This window comes from Peredibacter starrii (assembly GCF_034259205.1).
Classification (GTDB): domain Bacteria; phylum Bdellovibrionota; class Bacteriovoracia; order Bacteriovoracales; family Bacteriovoracaceae; genus Peredibacter; species Peredibacter starrii.
Genome location: NZ_CP139487.1, coordinates 3759035 through 3771729, shown reverse-complemented (window position 1 = coordinate 3771729; position 12695 = coordinate 3759035). Strand labels below are relative to the sequence as shown.

At 43.4% G+C, this 12695-nt stretch carries 15 protein-coding genes; 10 read left to right on the top strand and 5 right to left on the bottom strand.

Going from position 1 to position 12695, the window contains the following annotated elements; translation table 11 throughout:
* Positions 1-160: 160 nt before the first annotated feature.
* Both SOO65_RS18860 and SOO65_RS18855 read left to right on the top strand, forming a co-directional pair.
* Positions 161-1294 (top strand): hypothetical protein, encoded by a 1134-nt coding sequence (locus SOO65_RS18860; protein WP_321394150.1) that lies wholly within the window; start codon positions 161-163, stop codon positions 1292-1294.
* Positions 1294-1836, top strand: coding sequence for a hypothetical protein (locus SOO65_RS18855; RefSeq protein WP_321394148.1), 543 nt, complete (start codon positions 1294-1296; stop codon positions 1834-1836). The genes SOO65_RS18860 and SOO65_RS18855 overlap by 1 nt, the downstream gene beginning before the upstream one ends.
* On the opposite strand, the gene SOO65_RS18850 is transcribed toward SOO65_RS18855, so the two are convergent.
* Together SOO65_RS18850 and SOO65_RS18845 are read right to left on the bottom strand one after the other, a co-directional pair.
* On the bottom strand, positions 1833-2366 hold the full coding sequence (locus SOO65_RS18850; RefSeq protein ID WP_321394145.1) for a hypothetical protein: 534 nt from the start codon (positions 2364-2366) through the stop codon (positions 1833-1835). The genes SOO65_RS18855 and SOO65_RS18850 overlap by 4 nt on opposite strands.
* A gap of 46 nt (positions 2367-2412) precedes the next feature.
* Complete coding sequence (locus SOO65_RS18845; protein WP_321394142.1) at positions 2413-2940, bottom strand: hypothetical protein; 528 nt, start codon at positions 2938-2940, stop codon at positions 2413-2415.
* 119 nt (positions 2941-3059) lie between these two features.
* Between SOO65_RS18845 and SOO65_RS18840 the strand changes: the two genes are divergently transcribed.
* Both SOO65_RS18840 and SOO65_RS18835 read left to right on the top strand, forming a co-directional pair.
* On the top strand, positions 3060-3506 hold the full coding sequence (locus SOO65_RS18840; protein ID WP_321394140.1) for a hypothetical protein: 447 nt from the start codon (positions 3060-3062) through the stop codon (positions 3504-3506).
* A 149-nt stretch (positions 3507-3655) separates the two neighbouring features.
* Positions 3656-5713, top strand: coding sequence for a sodium-translocating pyrophosphatase (locus SOO65_RS18835; protein WP_407677025.1), 2058 nt, complete (start codon positions 3656-3658; stop codon positions 5711-5713).
* Positions 5714-5745: 32 nt separating this feature from the next.
* On the opposite strand, the gene SOO65_RS18830 is transcribed toward SOO65_RS18835, so the two are convergent.
* Positions 5746-6090, bottom strand: a complete 345-nt coding sequence (locus SOO65_RS18830; protein WP_321394130.1) for a toxin-antitoxin system YwqK family antitoxin — start codon at positions 6088-6090, stop codon at positions 5746-5748.
* Between the two features lie 127 nt (positions 6091-6217).
* Between SOO65_RS18830 and SOO65_RS18825 the strand changes: the two genes are divergently transcribed.
* The gene (locus tag SOO65_RS18825) at positions 6218-7342 is read left to right on the top strand and encodes a UDP-N-acetylglucosamine 4,6-dehydratase family protein (RefSeq protein WP_321394127.1); all 1125 of its coding nucleotides are present in this window, start codon (positions 6218-6220) and stop codon (positions 7340-7342) included.
* On the opposite strand, the gene SOO65_RS18820 is transcribed toward SOO65_RS18825, so the two are convergent.
* Complete coding sequence (locus SOO65_RS18820; protein ID WP_321394125.1) at positions 7308-8222, bottom strand: hypothetical protein; 915 nt, start codon at positions 8220-8222, stop codon at positions 7308-7310. The two genes, SOO65_RS18825 and SOO65_RS18820, sit on opposite strands and share 35 nt — an antisense overlap.
* A 181-nt stretch (positions 8223-8403) precedes the next feature.
* On the opposite strand from SOO65_RS18820, the gene SOO65_RS18815 reads away from it, so the two are divergent.
* The gene (locus SOO65_RS18815) at positions 8404-9264 is read left to right on the top strand and encodes an ankyrin repeat domain-containing protein (RefSeq protein WP_321394123.1); all 861 of its coding nucleotides are present in this window, start codon (positions 8404-8406) and stop codon (positions 9262-9264) included.
* A gap of 125 nt (positions 9265-9389) precedes the next feature.
* A complete protein-coding gene (locus SOO65_RS18810) occupies positions 9390-9629 on the top strand; it encodes a helix-turn-helix domain-containing protein (protein WP_321394118.1) in 240 nt (79 codons plus the stop codon).
* Between the two features lie 3 nt (positions 9630-9632).
* Here SOO65_RS18810 and SOO65_RS18805 read toward each other — a convergent pair whose 3' ends face one another.
* Positions 9633-10355, bottom strand: a complete 723-nt coding sequence (locus SOO65_RS18805) for a TerC family protein (protein WP_321394116.1) — start codon at positions 10353-10355, stop codon at positions 9633-9635.
* Between the two features lie 69 nt (positions 10356-10424).
* Here SOO65_RS18805 and SOO65_RS18800 point away from each other — a divergent pair, with 69 nt between their 5' ends.
* The 3 genes from SOO65_RS18800 (at position 10425) to SOO65_RS18790 (ending at position 12694) form a co-directional block, all read left to right on the top strand.
* A complete protein-coding gene (locus tag SOO65_RS18800) occupies positions 10425-10808 on the top strand; it encodes a hypothetical protein (RefSeq protein ID WP_321394114.1) in 384 nt (127 codons plus the stop codon).
* A 9-nt stretch (positions 10809-10817) separates the two neighbouring features.
* Entirely contained in the window at positions 10818-11198 is a 381-nt protein-coding gene (gene gloA, locus SOO65_RS18795; RefSeq protein WP_321394107.1) for a lactoylglutathione lyase, read from the top strand.
* A gap of 101 nt (positions 11199-11299) precedes the next feature.
* Positions 11300-12694, top strand: a complete 1395-nt coding sequence (locus SOO65_RS18790; protein WP_321394104.1) for a hypothetical protein — start codon at positions 11300-11302, stop codon at positions 12692-12694.
* Position 12695: the final 1 nt, after the last annotated feature.

Sequence of the window (12695 nt, the reverse complement as noted above, 5' to 3'; positions counted from 1 at the left end):
ACCGCCGTAAGGCGGTGATTTTTTTTTGCCATAAATGATTTTTAATCCAAAAAAAACCACCCATGTATTTTTTTCACATAAGAAAAAACAAGTCGCCTAATGCGCCTCGGAGTGTTACTACAGCTCACCTTTAGAAACCATAACGAAATAGGGGAAAGGAATGAAACTACTTGCTGTACTTACTCTAGCTGCTACCACCCTCACGTCTGCATTTGCTGCGACTGAATTCGGTGGAATGAAATTTCACTCTTCGATGCCTAAAGTTCAAATCGATCAACTTAAAGTTGATTTGGGTTATTTATATAACACTCCAGTTACAAGACCAGATCCTATCTTCATGGGCACGGCCCAGGTTACTAAGGGCGATGGTCCTAACATGCATAACTGGCTTGTAAACCGTGTTCGCTATATCGTTGGCGAAAGCTACCAGCTTGATGACAGAACTGTTCTTCAGACCTCTGGTTACAAATTTCCAAATACTCCGCTTCCGGATGCTTTCTCGTCAATGCAAGCTGACGGTGAAAAGAGCAAAGAGAATAAACCAGTTGTTGTTATGTCTAACCTCGGTGGCGCAGTTTACCTTATGGGTAAGCAGGCCAACGTTCTTCTAGGTGTTAACTTCGACGGTGAGAAAGTAATGCTTACTTCTGCACGCGTTGGACTTCTTCAAGTTGGTGAAGGTCTTTTCCTTCCACGCTTCCTTCTTAATCCTGACGTAAATGCACCTGCGAACTCAATTTCTCGTCTAGGAACACTTTTCCACGAAGCTCGTCACTCTGACGGTAACGGGAAGAGCAACTCGTTCACACACGATATCTGTCCTCCAAATCACCCGTATAAAGGTGCTGCGGCCTGTGAATTCTCAGTAAACGGTTCTTATACAGTTGGCGGTCTTTCAGAGAAGCACATGCTTATGAACTGTACGAAGTGTTCTGAAAAAGAACTTGGTGCTTTGACTGTGAAGGTTGCAGATTCATTAAACCGTATTCTGAAACTTACGCCTGATGCTAAGCGTTTCGTGATTCAGACTCAGATTGACCAGAAGAAACAAACAATCGAGCAATATAAGGCCATGCGTCCTTCTCAGAAGCCTGACGTTCAAGCTGAAATTGATGCTGAAATCAAAAACCTTGAAGCTCGCATCGCTCAGCTAGAAAACGACAAGAGAAATGTTCCTTCAAATATGCCAAGCAAGAACATCATCCTAGACCCAAGACCAGAAGGTCAGTGGCAGGCAATTTCTCTACAAGCTTCTCAACAGATGATGGATCGTTCTCTTAAGATTAGAAAGTAATGAATAGAAAAACCAAGTTATCACTTGTTGTCGTCATCGCCCTGGTTCTCGGGGCGATGATGTTTCTCCGAAACAAATCCACTGAAACGACGGTTTCTGAAACAGAGTCTGAAAAGACGACTGAGCAGCATGATCACGATCATGACCACGATCACAAACCGGCGATTCCTAAGGTGGCCCCAACGACTTCAACTCCATCTACTGATCCAAAAGAACTTTCAGTTAAGATGACGGAGCTTCCGTCACTCAGAGATCTGGAAGGTCTGACCGATGAGGAAGTTCACCACACTCCTGATTTTATCGTCGAGGGTGGAATGAAAATTGGCCAGTTGATTGATGAGGCCAATGCCAATCCTGCAAAGCGCGAAGAGACTTTGAAGTTTATGAAGAGCTGTGCTGAGAACGATGATCTAGTTCCGGCCATCCGAGCTGTGTGTTGGAAAAAAACACTTACGCAAATCAATAACTGGGAAATCTTTCTTCCTATTTCAGACGCTAAAGTATCTGATGAAGTAAAGAACCTGGCCGCTCAACTTCCTTAGTGAGTTCGAACTAATTTTCCATTGAAAATAAATGTAGCGGTTCTGCCGATGGCGGAACCTGCTCCAGCATATGAAATTTGAAAGGCCTTCAGGTCCACTTCTTTTTCAAAAGAAACCGTCATCGTCTTATCTTTGATTTCTAACTTCATCGGAATTTCGACTTCAACCGGAATTTTTCTCATGGTGAATCGTCCCTTGAATGTGACGGGGTATAGACCATCGGCAGTAAGATCAATGCTCTCACTCAATTGTCCGGTCACTCTAATTTGTGGGAAGAGGTGAGACTCCATATAGATGTCATTGAACTCTTCTTTTTGATAGGAATCTTTGAACTCGAAGTCCTTCACTTCCATGGCCAGTACCAGGTCCTGTTTGCCATTACTCTGCCTGATAGTCATGACAGCTTTCTTTTGAGTGGCTTCCTTGATGACAGTACCCTGAAATTTGAAATCACTCTTGGTCTCGTTTGAAACGAAGGTCTGAGCAAGAAGGGTAGTGGTAAAGAGGGAGCAAAGCAGAAGAAATTTCATGTAACATCCTTGTTACTTCTATTTCAGCTGGATGCGGGTAGAAATGTCAATTTTTCCAAAAATCGAGGAGAGCGTTAGGAATAGGGCTCTTTTCCCAGAAGATATTAAAGTCTTTCTGGATCTTTTCATTGAGCTCTTTTTCCTCTGGGTGGAGACGTTCGCGTTCCTCTAGAATTTCAATCTCTGAAAAGCAGTGTTCTGAGGCCTTAAGATCCACATGATGGGAATCAAAGGCAAGGCAGCCATAGGGCTTTACTTCGCGAGGAAGAGGACAACCGAGTTCCATATGTCCGAAGAAAGGGCAGGTATAAGTTTTACGAAGATAAGAGCGAGTTTTAGGGTATTTGGGTTCTAAGCGATAGGTGGTGATGGTAGCTTCTAGTTTGGCCTTAAGCTCAGGGGTGAGCTGGCCACTTGACTGCAGGAAGGTGAAAAGCTCATGGGCCTCGAGCGGAGTCAAAAGCATGGAGTTGGCCTCGAAAGTACAGCATGTACCTTTGCATCCCAGACAGCCCATTCCACGAGCTTCCAGGGCCTCCATATGTTGGATGAGAATTTCCCTACGATTGACCATGCTCCAAATTAAGGGAGTGCGCAAACTTCGTCAAATGAGCATAGAAGGTTTTCATACTCGCTTTAAGACCGAATTAATTTGTTTTATAGATGTGCCACTAATTTATTTGGAGATCTCCCATGAAAAATCTTTTGATTTTAGTCGCTTTCATTCTGTTTTCAGCTCACTCTTTCGGGGCCGTGGTTGAAACTTGCCGTAACGGCCAATTCATCTCAGGAACTGATGATCTTCCTCATTTGGAACCAATCAATTTTTCAATCGTGGTTAACCGTAACATGAATAATTACTCTGCTAAAATTATGGTGGATGGAAAACAGGCCCCGACTGAAAAACAAATTGATGTTCGTTATACCACTTCAAAGCACGAGCTAGAGAGAGTGAAGTCGATTTTAAAAATCGCGAAACTTCCTACTGCAAAAGCAGTCGCAGTAACAACGTATGATTTTCACCCATTTGCTAATCGCGATGACGGTGCAGGAATCACTTTAAGCGTTGTCGTTGATAATTATGGCAATGTGCTTGGAAAGGTGTTCACCCTAGGTTGGGGCGTCGGAATCTGTAAGTAATTCTTTTCAGGTGCGAACGTTTTCAATGAGCGTTCGCGCCGCTCCAAGTCATCTACGTCTTTTCCCTATTTTACATTTACGATACCCGTCATCTTTAGTACAAAATTCTATACAAAATTTTTCTGCACTATATTGAGGAGATCAGCATGATGGAATCTTGGTTGTTGTGGGTGAAAACCCCAGTGATCTTTGGCGTTGTAGGCCTATTGATCGCGGCCTTCTTCTATTTTCAGGTAATGAAACTAGGAAAAGGAACAGAAACGATGGAACGTATCGCGGGTTATATTCGCGAAGGCGCTATGGCGTTTCTTTTCAGACAGTATAAAGTACTCGCTGTTTACGGCGTAGTGGTTGCTGCTTTGATCGGTTACGGTCTTGGTGGTATGGCCGCAGCTGCATTCGTACTTGGCGCATTCCTTTCTCTTCTTGCTGGTTACATCGGTATGAAGGCGGCGACTTACGCTAACGTTAAAACAACTCAAGCTGCTCGTACTGGTTCAAAAGCTCAAGCTCTTCTTACTGCCCTTGATGGTGGTGCGGTTATGGGTCTTTCTGTTGCTGGTCTAGGTTCAATTGGTCTTGGTGTTCTTTACATCTATTTCCAAGATTCTGAGCACCTTGCAACGATCCTTCACTCATTCGCAGTAGGTGCTTCATCGATCGCTCTTTTCGCTCGTATCGGTGGTGGTATTTATACAAAAGCTGCTGACGTAGGTTCAGATATCGCTGGTAAAGTAATCGAAAACATTCCTGAAGATGATCCTCGTAACCCTGGTGTTATCGCAGATAACGTAGGTGATAACGTTGGTGACGTAGCTGGTATGGGCGCAGATATTTACGAGTCAATGGTTGCTGCAATCGTAGCTGCTATGGCGATCGCTCTTACTTCTTCTGAGCTTCCAACTCTTCTTACTTCTGGTGATCTTGTAACTAATAAACTAGTTGCAGTTGGTCTTCCTCTAGTTCTTTCAGCTGTTGGTCTAGCGGTTTCTATCGTTTGTATCTTCATCGCTCGTATGATGAAGAACATGGACCCTGCGAAAGTTCTTCGTGGTGCTCTTATCCTTCCTCCAGTTGTTCTTGCAATCGCGTCTTACGTGATCATGGCATCTCTAGGAATTAATCAATCTGTAACTGCAATTATGACGATCGGTGCGATCGGCGGTACTATTATCGGTCTTGTTACTGATTATTATACTTCTGCTAACCCAGTTGCTCGTATTGCTGAATCAGCAAAAACAGGTGCTGGTACAAACGTAATTCAAGGTCTTGCTGTAGGTATGGAATCAACTGCTATCCCGATGATCGTGGTTGCTGTTGTTGCTTACCTTTCTAACAAGTACCTAGGTCTTTACGGTATCGCTCTTTCTGCAGTTGGTATGCTAGGTGGTACAGCGGTTGTTATGACTGTTGATGCTTACGGCCCAATCTCAGACAACGCTGGTGGTATTTCTGAAATGTCTGGTCTAGGCCCTGACGTTCGTGCAATCACAGATGAGCTAGATATGGTTGGTAACACAACTGCTGCCATCGGTAAGGGTTACGCGATCGGTTCTGCGATCCTTACAGTGCTTGCTCTATTCTCTGCTTTCAACATCGAAATCAACCACGTTCGTTCACTTAACGGTCTTGGTGCAGTTGAGCTAGTTCTTACTGATCCAAAAATCCTAATCGGTATCCTTCTTGGTGCTATCCTTCCATTCCTTGTTGGTTCAACAACAATGCTTGCTGTAGGTAAAGCTGCTGGTGCGATCGTTGTAGAAATCGGTCGTCAGTTCCGCGAGATCCCAGGTCTTATGGAGCTTAAAGCTGAACCAGAGCCGAAGAAAATCGTAGATATCGCTACATCTGCTGCTCTTAAAGAAATGATCCTTCCAGGTATCATTGCTATTCTGGCTCCAGTGCTTGTTGGTTTCTTCATGGGTCCAGCTTCTCTTGCTGGTCTTCTTGCAGGATCTCTTGCTGTAGGTGCTACTATGTCGCTTTTCATGGCGAACGCTGGTGGTGCTTGGGACAACGCTAAGAAATACATCGAAAAAGGCAAACTTGCTGGTGAGAAGAAAGGTACTGATACTCACAAAGCTGCCGTAGTAGGTGATATGGTGGGTGACCCGTTCAAAGATACATCTGGTCCGGGTATCGCGATCCTAATTAAAGTGATGTCAGTAGTATCACTTCTAATCGCTCCTCTAATTGCTCTTCTATAAAAATGAGGGCCCCTAACGGGGCCCTTTTTTTTTTAGATCACTTTTATTTCTTTAATACTCAAATCGATTAACACTTTCTCATCCTTCAGTTTTCCATCACTGTAGGTGGCAGTTCGCTGGAGTTCGCCCTTGGCAGTGAAGTACTTGCTTTCACCACTGAGCGAGCCGGTTTCATCGAAGTGCTCTTCCTTTCTCAAAGTTCCATTTTCATCGAAGGTTTTGACGGTTCCGATAGGGATGTCCCAACCCCAACTGGCCTGACTTTTAGAGTAGTGGCCTTCCCTGAATAGAATTCCATTTTCAAAAAACTCTCTGCGATGAGAGAGGGTGCGACCATTGCGGGTCTCGAAATTGACTTCTGAACGGATCTTAGACACTTCATTATCCTCAAAATTGATGGTCCTATAATCATAAAATAAGAGAGTGATGCCCTAGAACTAAATTGATGAGGAAGACCAAAAATTTAGATTGGACCATCTTGGGATTTCTTGGTTTAGTTTAGTCATGAGCTTGGACTTACATAAATTACTTAATCGAAATCCGGTGGAAGTTGATCTTGGTCATGTTGAGGATCAATTGAGTAATAGTGTGGTGTTGATCACTGGTGCTGGCGGTTCAATCGGAAGTGAGTTAGCAAGACAAATTCTCCAGATGAGACCAAAGAAACTACTCCTTTTGGATCATTCTGAGTTTAATCTTTATAACATTGATCTGGAGCTTCGAGAGCTGACTTCTCTGTCAGAGATTATTTCAATTTTGGGAGATATTAAAGACAAAGCTTCTTTGCAGGCCATATTCGAAAAATTTCGTCCTCAATACATCTATCATGCCGCCGCTTATAAGCATGTACACTTGGTCGAGCGCAATCCTTTTACGGCCATCATCAATAATGTTTTAGGTACCAAGCACCTCATAGATTGTGCCCTGAACTTTGGGGTAAATTCTTTTGTGATGGTGTCTACGGACAAGGCCGTAAATCCTATAAGTGTTATGGGTGCCACCAAACGGGTCTGTGAAATGCTGATTACACATGCCGCAGAAAAGAGTGGAGACAGGTATTGCTCGGTCAGGTTCGGAAACGTCTTAGGAAGTTCAGGAAGTTTGATTCCTCTTTTAGAGAAGCAAATTCTCTCCGGTGGGCCCATTACGATTACTCATCCAGAAATGATGAGATACTTTATGCTGATTGAAGAAGCAGTCAGGTTAGTGCTAAAGGCCGGTGAGATTTCTAGTCCCGGAGATGTGAATATCCTTAAGATGGGAGAACCAGTTAAAGTAGTGGAGATGGCGAAGAAAGTGCTTCAGCAGTTTGGTAAAAGTGAAGAAGATGTTCCGATTGTTTTTACTCAAGTGCGACCTGGGGAAAAACTTTTTGAAGAGCTCTATCTGATTGGTGATGAAGCTCCTACTGAGCACCAGGATATTTTGGTTCTGCCGCGAAAAAATATTAGCGAAGAAAGCATCGAAGTCATTCAGAGAATGATAGGTCTTGCTTTAAAAAAAGATGAAGAGGCCCTCGTCCTTTTGAAATATCTCAGCGCCGACGAACCATATTCTTTAGTGGTGAATCCGCGGGCCGGTAATAGTTCCGTAACTATGTTCCGAAGAGAACTTCAAGCTGAAGGGTGATGAAGGGTGTACGGCGGAACGACCAGACTTTAGGAAAATCCAGACCAGGAATCACATCGAAATAAATCCATTGTCGATATAAATTTCGACGGTAGTTAACACTCAGTCTGTAATTATTCACATACCAAGGACTATTGTTAATGATGGTCTGGAAAGTTGCCCCGTAGATAAAAGCATCATCCTCGGTCAATCGATGCCACCAGGTTGGACCATGATTGGTATTAAATTCTTTTTGAAGAATCTGCCATCTCTTTTCATTAACAAATCGAAAGAAAAACTCGTCGGAGTAAATATAGTCTGTATTCAGTTGGGTCTCTTCCTGAAGTCCATCTTCGCTCGTCACATAGGTAAGCTGTTCCACGAAACGATTGATCAAGGTTCCGGTCAGAAAAGTCTTACGAATACGACCTCGCGTCGTTAAGCGGGGAGGAATGGCGGCAGTTACGCCAACGTCGGCATTGAAGAGCCAGCCTGTGGCGATTCTATCTCTGGTTAGTTTCTCAGTTAGATCCGCTTCTCTAACAGGACTATTTTTTCTTCGCTTCTTTTTTCTGTTCTCGTCTTCGTCATCGTAACGAAACTTTTGCTCAAGGCGGGGAAGTTTTAAGTTAACACGATACTGATTGTTAAGATCAGAGACCGCTCTTTCACGGATAAAATATTGAGAACGAATACGGATTCGACTTCTTCCAAATTCATCGTCTGCTCGTTCCGTAGCAAAGAAGGAATCGAGGCGGTTGGCCGCAAAGTTAGCTTGTGTCCCGAAAATTTCACGGGCCGATTCCAAAAAGCGAATAGAGGTATCAGGCGGCTCTTCTGCAGGAGAAGAGAATGCATCAAAGGCCTGAATGAGGAGAGTCAAGAGAAGGATATACCTCATGGAATTATTGTAACTTATAATCTCTAACTGCCAAATTTTCGTGTCATAAATTTTGTTTTTGGTGCAGGGCCTATTTAACTAAGAGCTCAGATTCATGGATTTTGCACATTAATTCCCATTCTCAGGTTGCGTCTTAAATTAGAATGATGCCGTTTGATCACTACTTCCATGGGGGGAATTTGTGGATAATAAGCGCGCTCTGATTTCAGCTGCTTGTCTATTAGGTGTAGTTGCAGTTTCGACTGTCTGGCTTCTTTCAAATCCAAAAAATGCACAGAATGGTTCAGGCTCAACCGATGATGCTCTTCTCGCTCTCATTAAGAACGACCAGAAGGCATTTGAAGCATTCATTGAGGCAGGTGGTAAGCTACATGACAATCTTCCTGCAATCGATGGGCAGGTCTACACTGTTGCTCAAGGGATGTCTTATTTTGAACGTGCTTCTTTCATGAAGTACCTTCACAATAAAAAAGTACCTTACGTTCAACAGACCGAAGGTAAACCTTTCGACGTTGTTTCTCTTTCAATTGGAAAAAATAATCCTGAACTCCTTTCTCAGATGGCCCTTGAGAATCCAAAGTATCAATTGGCCTATGGCCCAAAGGGGTGGACACTTCTTCATATGGCGAGTGCCGCTTGTGCACATAAGCTGACTGCGATTCTGCATGAAAAAGGGCAGCTTCGTTGGGACGCCAAGGCCAAGGACGGGTCTACTCCATTAACCATTGCTGCTGAAAATGACTGTTTGCCGATGCTCTCTTATTGGAAAGAACAAAAGGCCGACTTTAATAAGAAGGACGGAAGAGGACTTACTGCGCTTTCGATTCTGAAGAAAAAGAAAGACGCTGCTTTGATGGCCTTCGTTACATCATTTGAAGCTCCGGCCAGAACCATTGCATCAGTGAAGGCCGAAGAACCAAACTTTTATAAAAAACGCGTGATCCCTAAGGATCAAATCGTAGACCATTCGGCACTCATCGAACCAGATGAAAGACCGCTTGAAGCAACAGAGACGGCTGAGTATTCAGAATTTGCTGATTAACAGCTCGTATTTGAGTCTAAAAGAAGTTGAGTAAAAAGATTTTAGTATCAAATTCCAGCTCTTCCTCTTCTTACTTGCACAAAATGCTTTTAGCATTAAAATGGTGAGTAAAAGGGGAGGATGACATGGAAGTTATTCGCCGTTCAAACGCGGAAATTGAAAGAGAAATTGGATCTGTTGCCTACTTCATTCGTAAAAGAAGAAAAGAGCGTGGCTACACACAAGAGCATTTAGCAAAAAGCTCAGGTGTTGGTCTGGCCTTTTTAAAACGCCTTGAAGGTGGAGATGAAAATCTACATCTTGCTAAAGTTCTTCAAGTCCTACGTCATCTAAACGCTGACTTGTTCCCGAAAGAGTATCAGTAAAAATTAAACGTGTTTCTTGCGGTAGCGCATATTCAAAAGCTCTACCGCAAGTGAGAACGCCATGGCGAAGTAGATATAGCCCTTCGAAACATGAGCTCCCATTCCTTCTGCAACCAGCATCACACCAATTAGTAGTAAGAACGCCAGAGCAAGAATTTTGATCGTTGGATGTTTATCCACGAAAGAACTGATCTGACCGGCAGATGCCAGCATAATAATCATAGAGATGACCATCGCAATCACCATGATGGAAATTTGATTGGCCATACCTACTGCGGTGATTACTGAATCTAATGAAAATACGATATCGAGAATGAGAATCTGAAGCAGCATCATACCTGGGCTAACTTTCTTTTTTACGTTCTTCTCTGCCTCATGCAAGTGAACTTGTGGATCTCCTTCAACCTTATGGTGGATTTCAAAAGTTGATTTACCAATCAAGAACAGACCTCCACCAAGAAGAATAAGATCGCGACCTGAGAATGAATGATCCATAACGGCAAACAATGGTTCTGTCAGCGTCATGATCCAGCTAATTGAGAACAGAAGAAGAACGCGGATAATCAACGCCAGACCAATTCCGAGATTTCTGATTTTGTTTTGAGATTCTTGAGGGAGTTTTGCCACCAGGATAGCGATAAAGATGATATTATCAATACCCAGAACGGTTTCCATTGCAGTCAAAGTAACTAACGATGTTAAATTGGCGGCGCTTAGTTCGATCATAAATCTCCTCAACAATAGTTGCAGGGAAATCTTCTGGTATAATATGGGAAATGTCATCTGGAGAAAATTATGAGATACCTTTTACTCCTCATTCTTGTCGTCTCTTGTGCTTCTAAACCTCAGCTGTATCCCAATCAAAAGTTGAAATCAGTCGGTAAGGAAACTGCCAAGAAAGACACCGATCAGTGTATCGCTGATGCAGATGCATATCTGGAGAGCTCCAAGGGAAAACAAGTTGCGAAGGGCGCAGGTGCCGGTGCTGCTATTGGTGCCGCCATGGGTGCTGTGAGTGGTGTGTTCACCGGGAATATGGGAAGAGGAGCGGTTCGTGGGGGAGCCATTGGTGCAGCTGGTGGTGGAACTGCAGGGGCAATTAAACCGGATGAATTAAAACGTCGTTATGTTAATCAATGCCTGGCCGAAAAAGGTTATCAAGTTATCGGTTGGGACTAGGAGAAGAAAATGAAATACCTACACACAATGATTCGAGTCAATAACCTCGATGAATCTATCAATTTTTATACGAAAGTATTGGGCATGAATCTTCTTTCAAAAGAAGACTATCCTGATGGAGAGTTTACTCTGGCCTTTCTGAGCTACGGCAAAACGAAACAAGACCCTTGTATTGAGCTTACTTACAACTATGGTAAACATTCATATGAGCTTGGAAACGCTTTTGGGCACATTGCTCTTGGAACTGAAGATATCAAGGGTGCATGTGAGAAAGTGCGAACAATGGGCGGTAAAGTCGTGAGAGAGCCTGGTCCGATGAAACATGGGACTACTGTGATCGCCTTTGTTGAAGACCCAAATGGCTACAAAATTGAGCTTATCCAACACTAAGAAATAGGCCCGGATAACGGGCCTTTTTTATTTCTATTATGTGATTTGAATCATGTATTGGGCGTTCTTATGATCTAAAATAGAATCATCAGGAGTCTAATATGAAATCCCTCATGTTCCTTGTTCTTGCCCTCGTTCCGTCTCTGGCCATGGCACACGTAAAATGGTTCAGTGATTACAGTTTTGATGCCGTTCCTCTATCATTTTCCCAACTTAATACGCCAACCTTTTGGGGTCTGTTCCTCCTTTCAGTAGTGAGCTTACCTTTGATGGTTTATCTGGATAAGTTGGCCGATCGATCTACTCTCTATGTTAAAACAAATGAGTTCCTGGATCGATACTCGGAAGATGGCCCTCTTATCATGCGTGTGACAATGGGAGCAGTACTCCTTATGTCGTGGCAAGGTGACTCAGTCGTGGCACCTGAAATCGCAGCTTCATCTCAAGTTTGGGTCTGGTTTCAGTTTGCTCTAGCACTATGTTTGCTTTTTAAAGAAACAACAATTCTGGCCGGCCTAGGGATGATCTTTCTCTACGTCATGTGTATTTTCAGCCAGGGTCTTTTCCACATGCTGGACTACGTTGTGTATCCGGCAGTTGGTCTTTATCTCATCTTCTCAAATCTAAAAAATGAGAGATTGAAAAACCTTGATCTACCGGTGTTGTACTCTGGTCTGGGTTTCTCACTTTGTTGGGTTGCCTTCGAAAAAATCTTCTATCCATTCTGGGGTCTTTCGGTTCTTGCAAAAGCTCCGGCCCTGACAATGGGACTACCGCATGACTTCTTCCTTATTAGTTGTGCCTTCGTTGAATTTACTCTTGGTTATTTACTTATTATCTGTCTTCTTCACCGTCCACTGGCGATTGTGATTACTCTTGTGTTCTTCACTACAACTTGTTTCTTCGGAAAAACTGAGGTGGTTGGACACACTATGCTTCACGGCGCTTTATTAGTGTTTATTGTGAAAGGTCCTGGTCACTACTATCAAGCACCCATTCGTTACCATAAAGCTTTTTGGTTAAGATCATTATTCGCGGCCGTGAACTTTGTGATTCTGTTTGCTCTTCTTGCTTTCCCTTATCAGAAGATGGCAACTGAGATTCATGCTGAATCAATGGCCAAAAAAGTTGATCACCCAATGTTTGAGATCCCTGCTGATATGCCGGTTCCAACAATTGCAGTTCATCCAATGAAAGATCCTGTGAGTGGCTGGAACCTGCACATTCAAACTACTAACTATAAGTTCACTCCGGAGAACAGTGGACTTGGTGATAAACCAAGTGAAGGCCACGCTCATTTATTCGTAAATGGTAAGAAGGTCGGACGTGTTTACAGTGAGTGGGCCCATGTGATCCTTCCGCAAGGAAAGAACAAAGTGAAAGTCGTCCTCACTACTAACTCTCATAAAGACTATGCTTCTGGTGGAAAATTGATTGAATCGGAAGTTGAGATTGAAGAGGGTAGAGATGTGAGCGTGGGTGGTCACGCTCACTAGT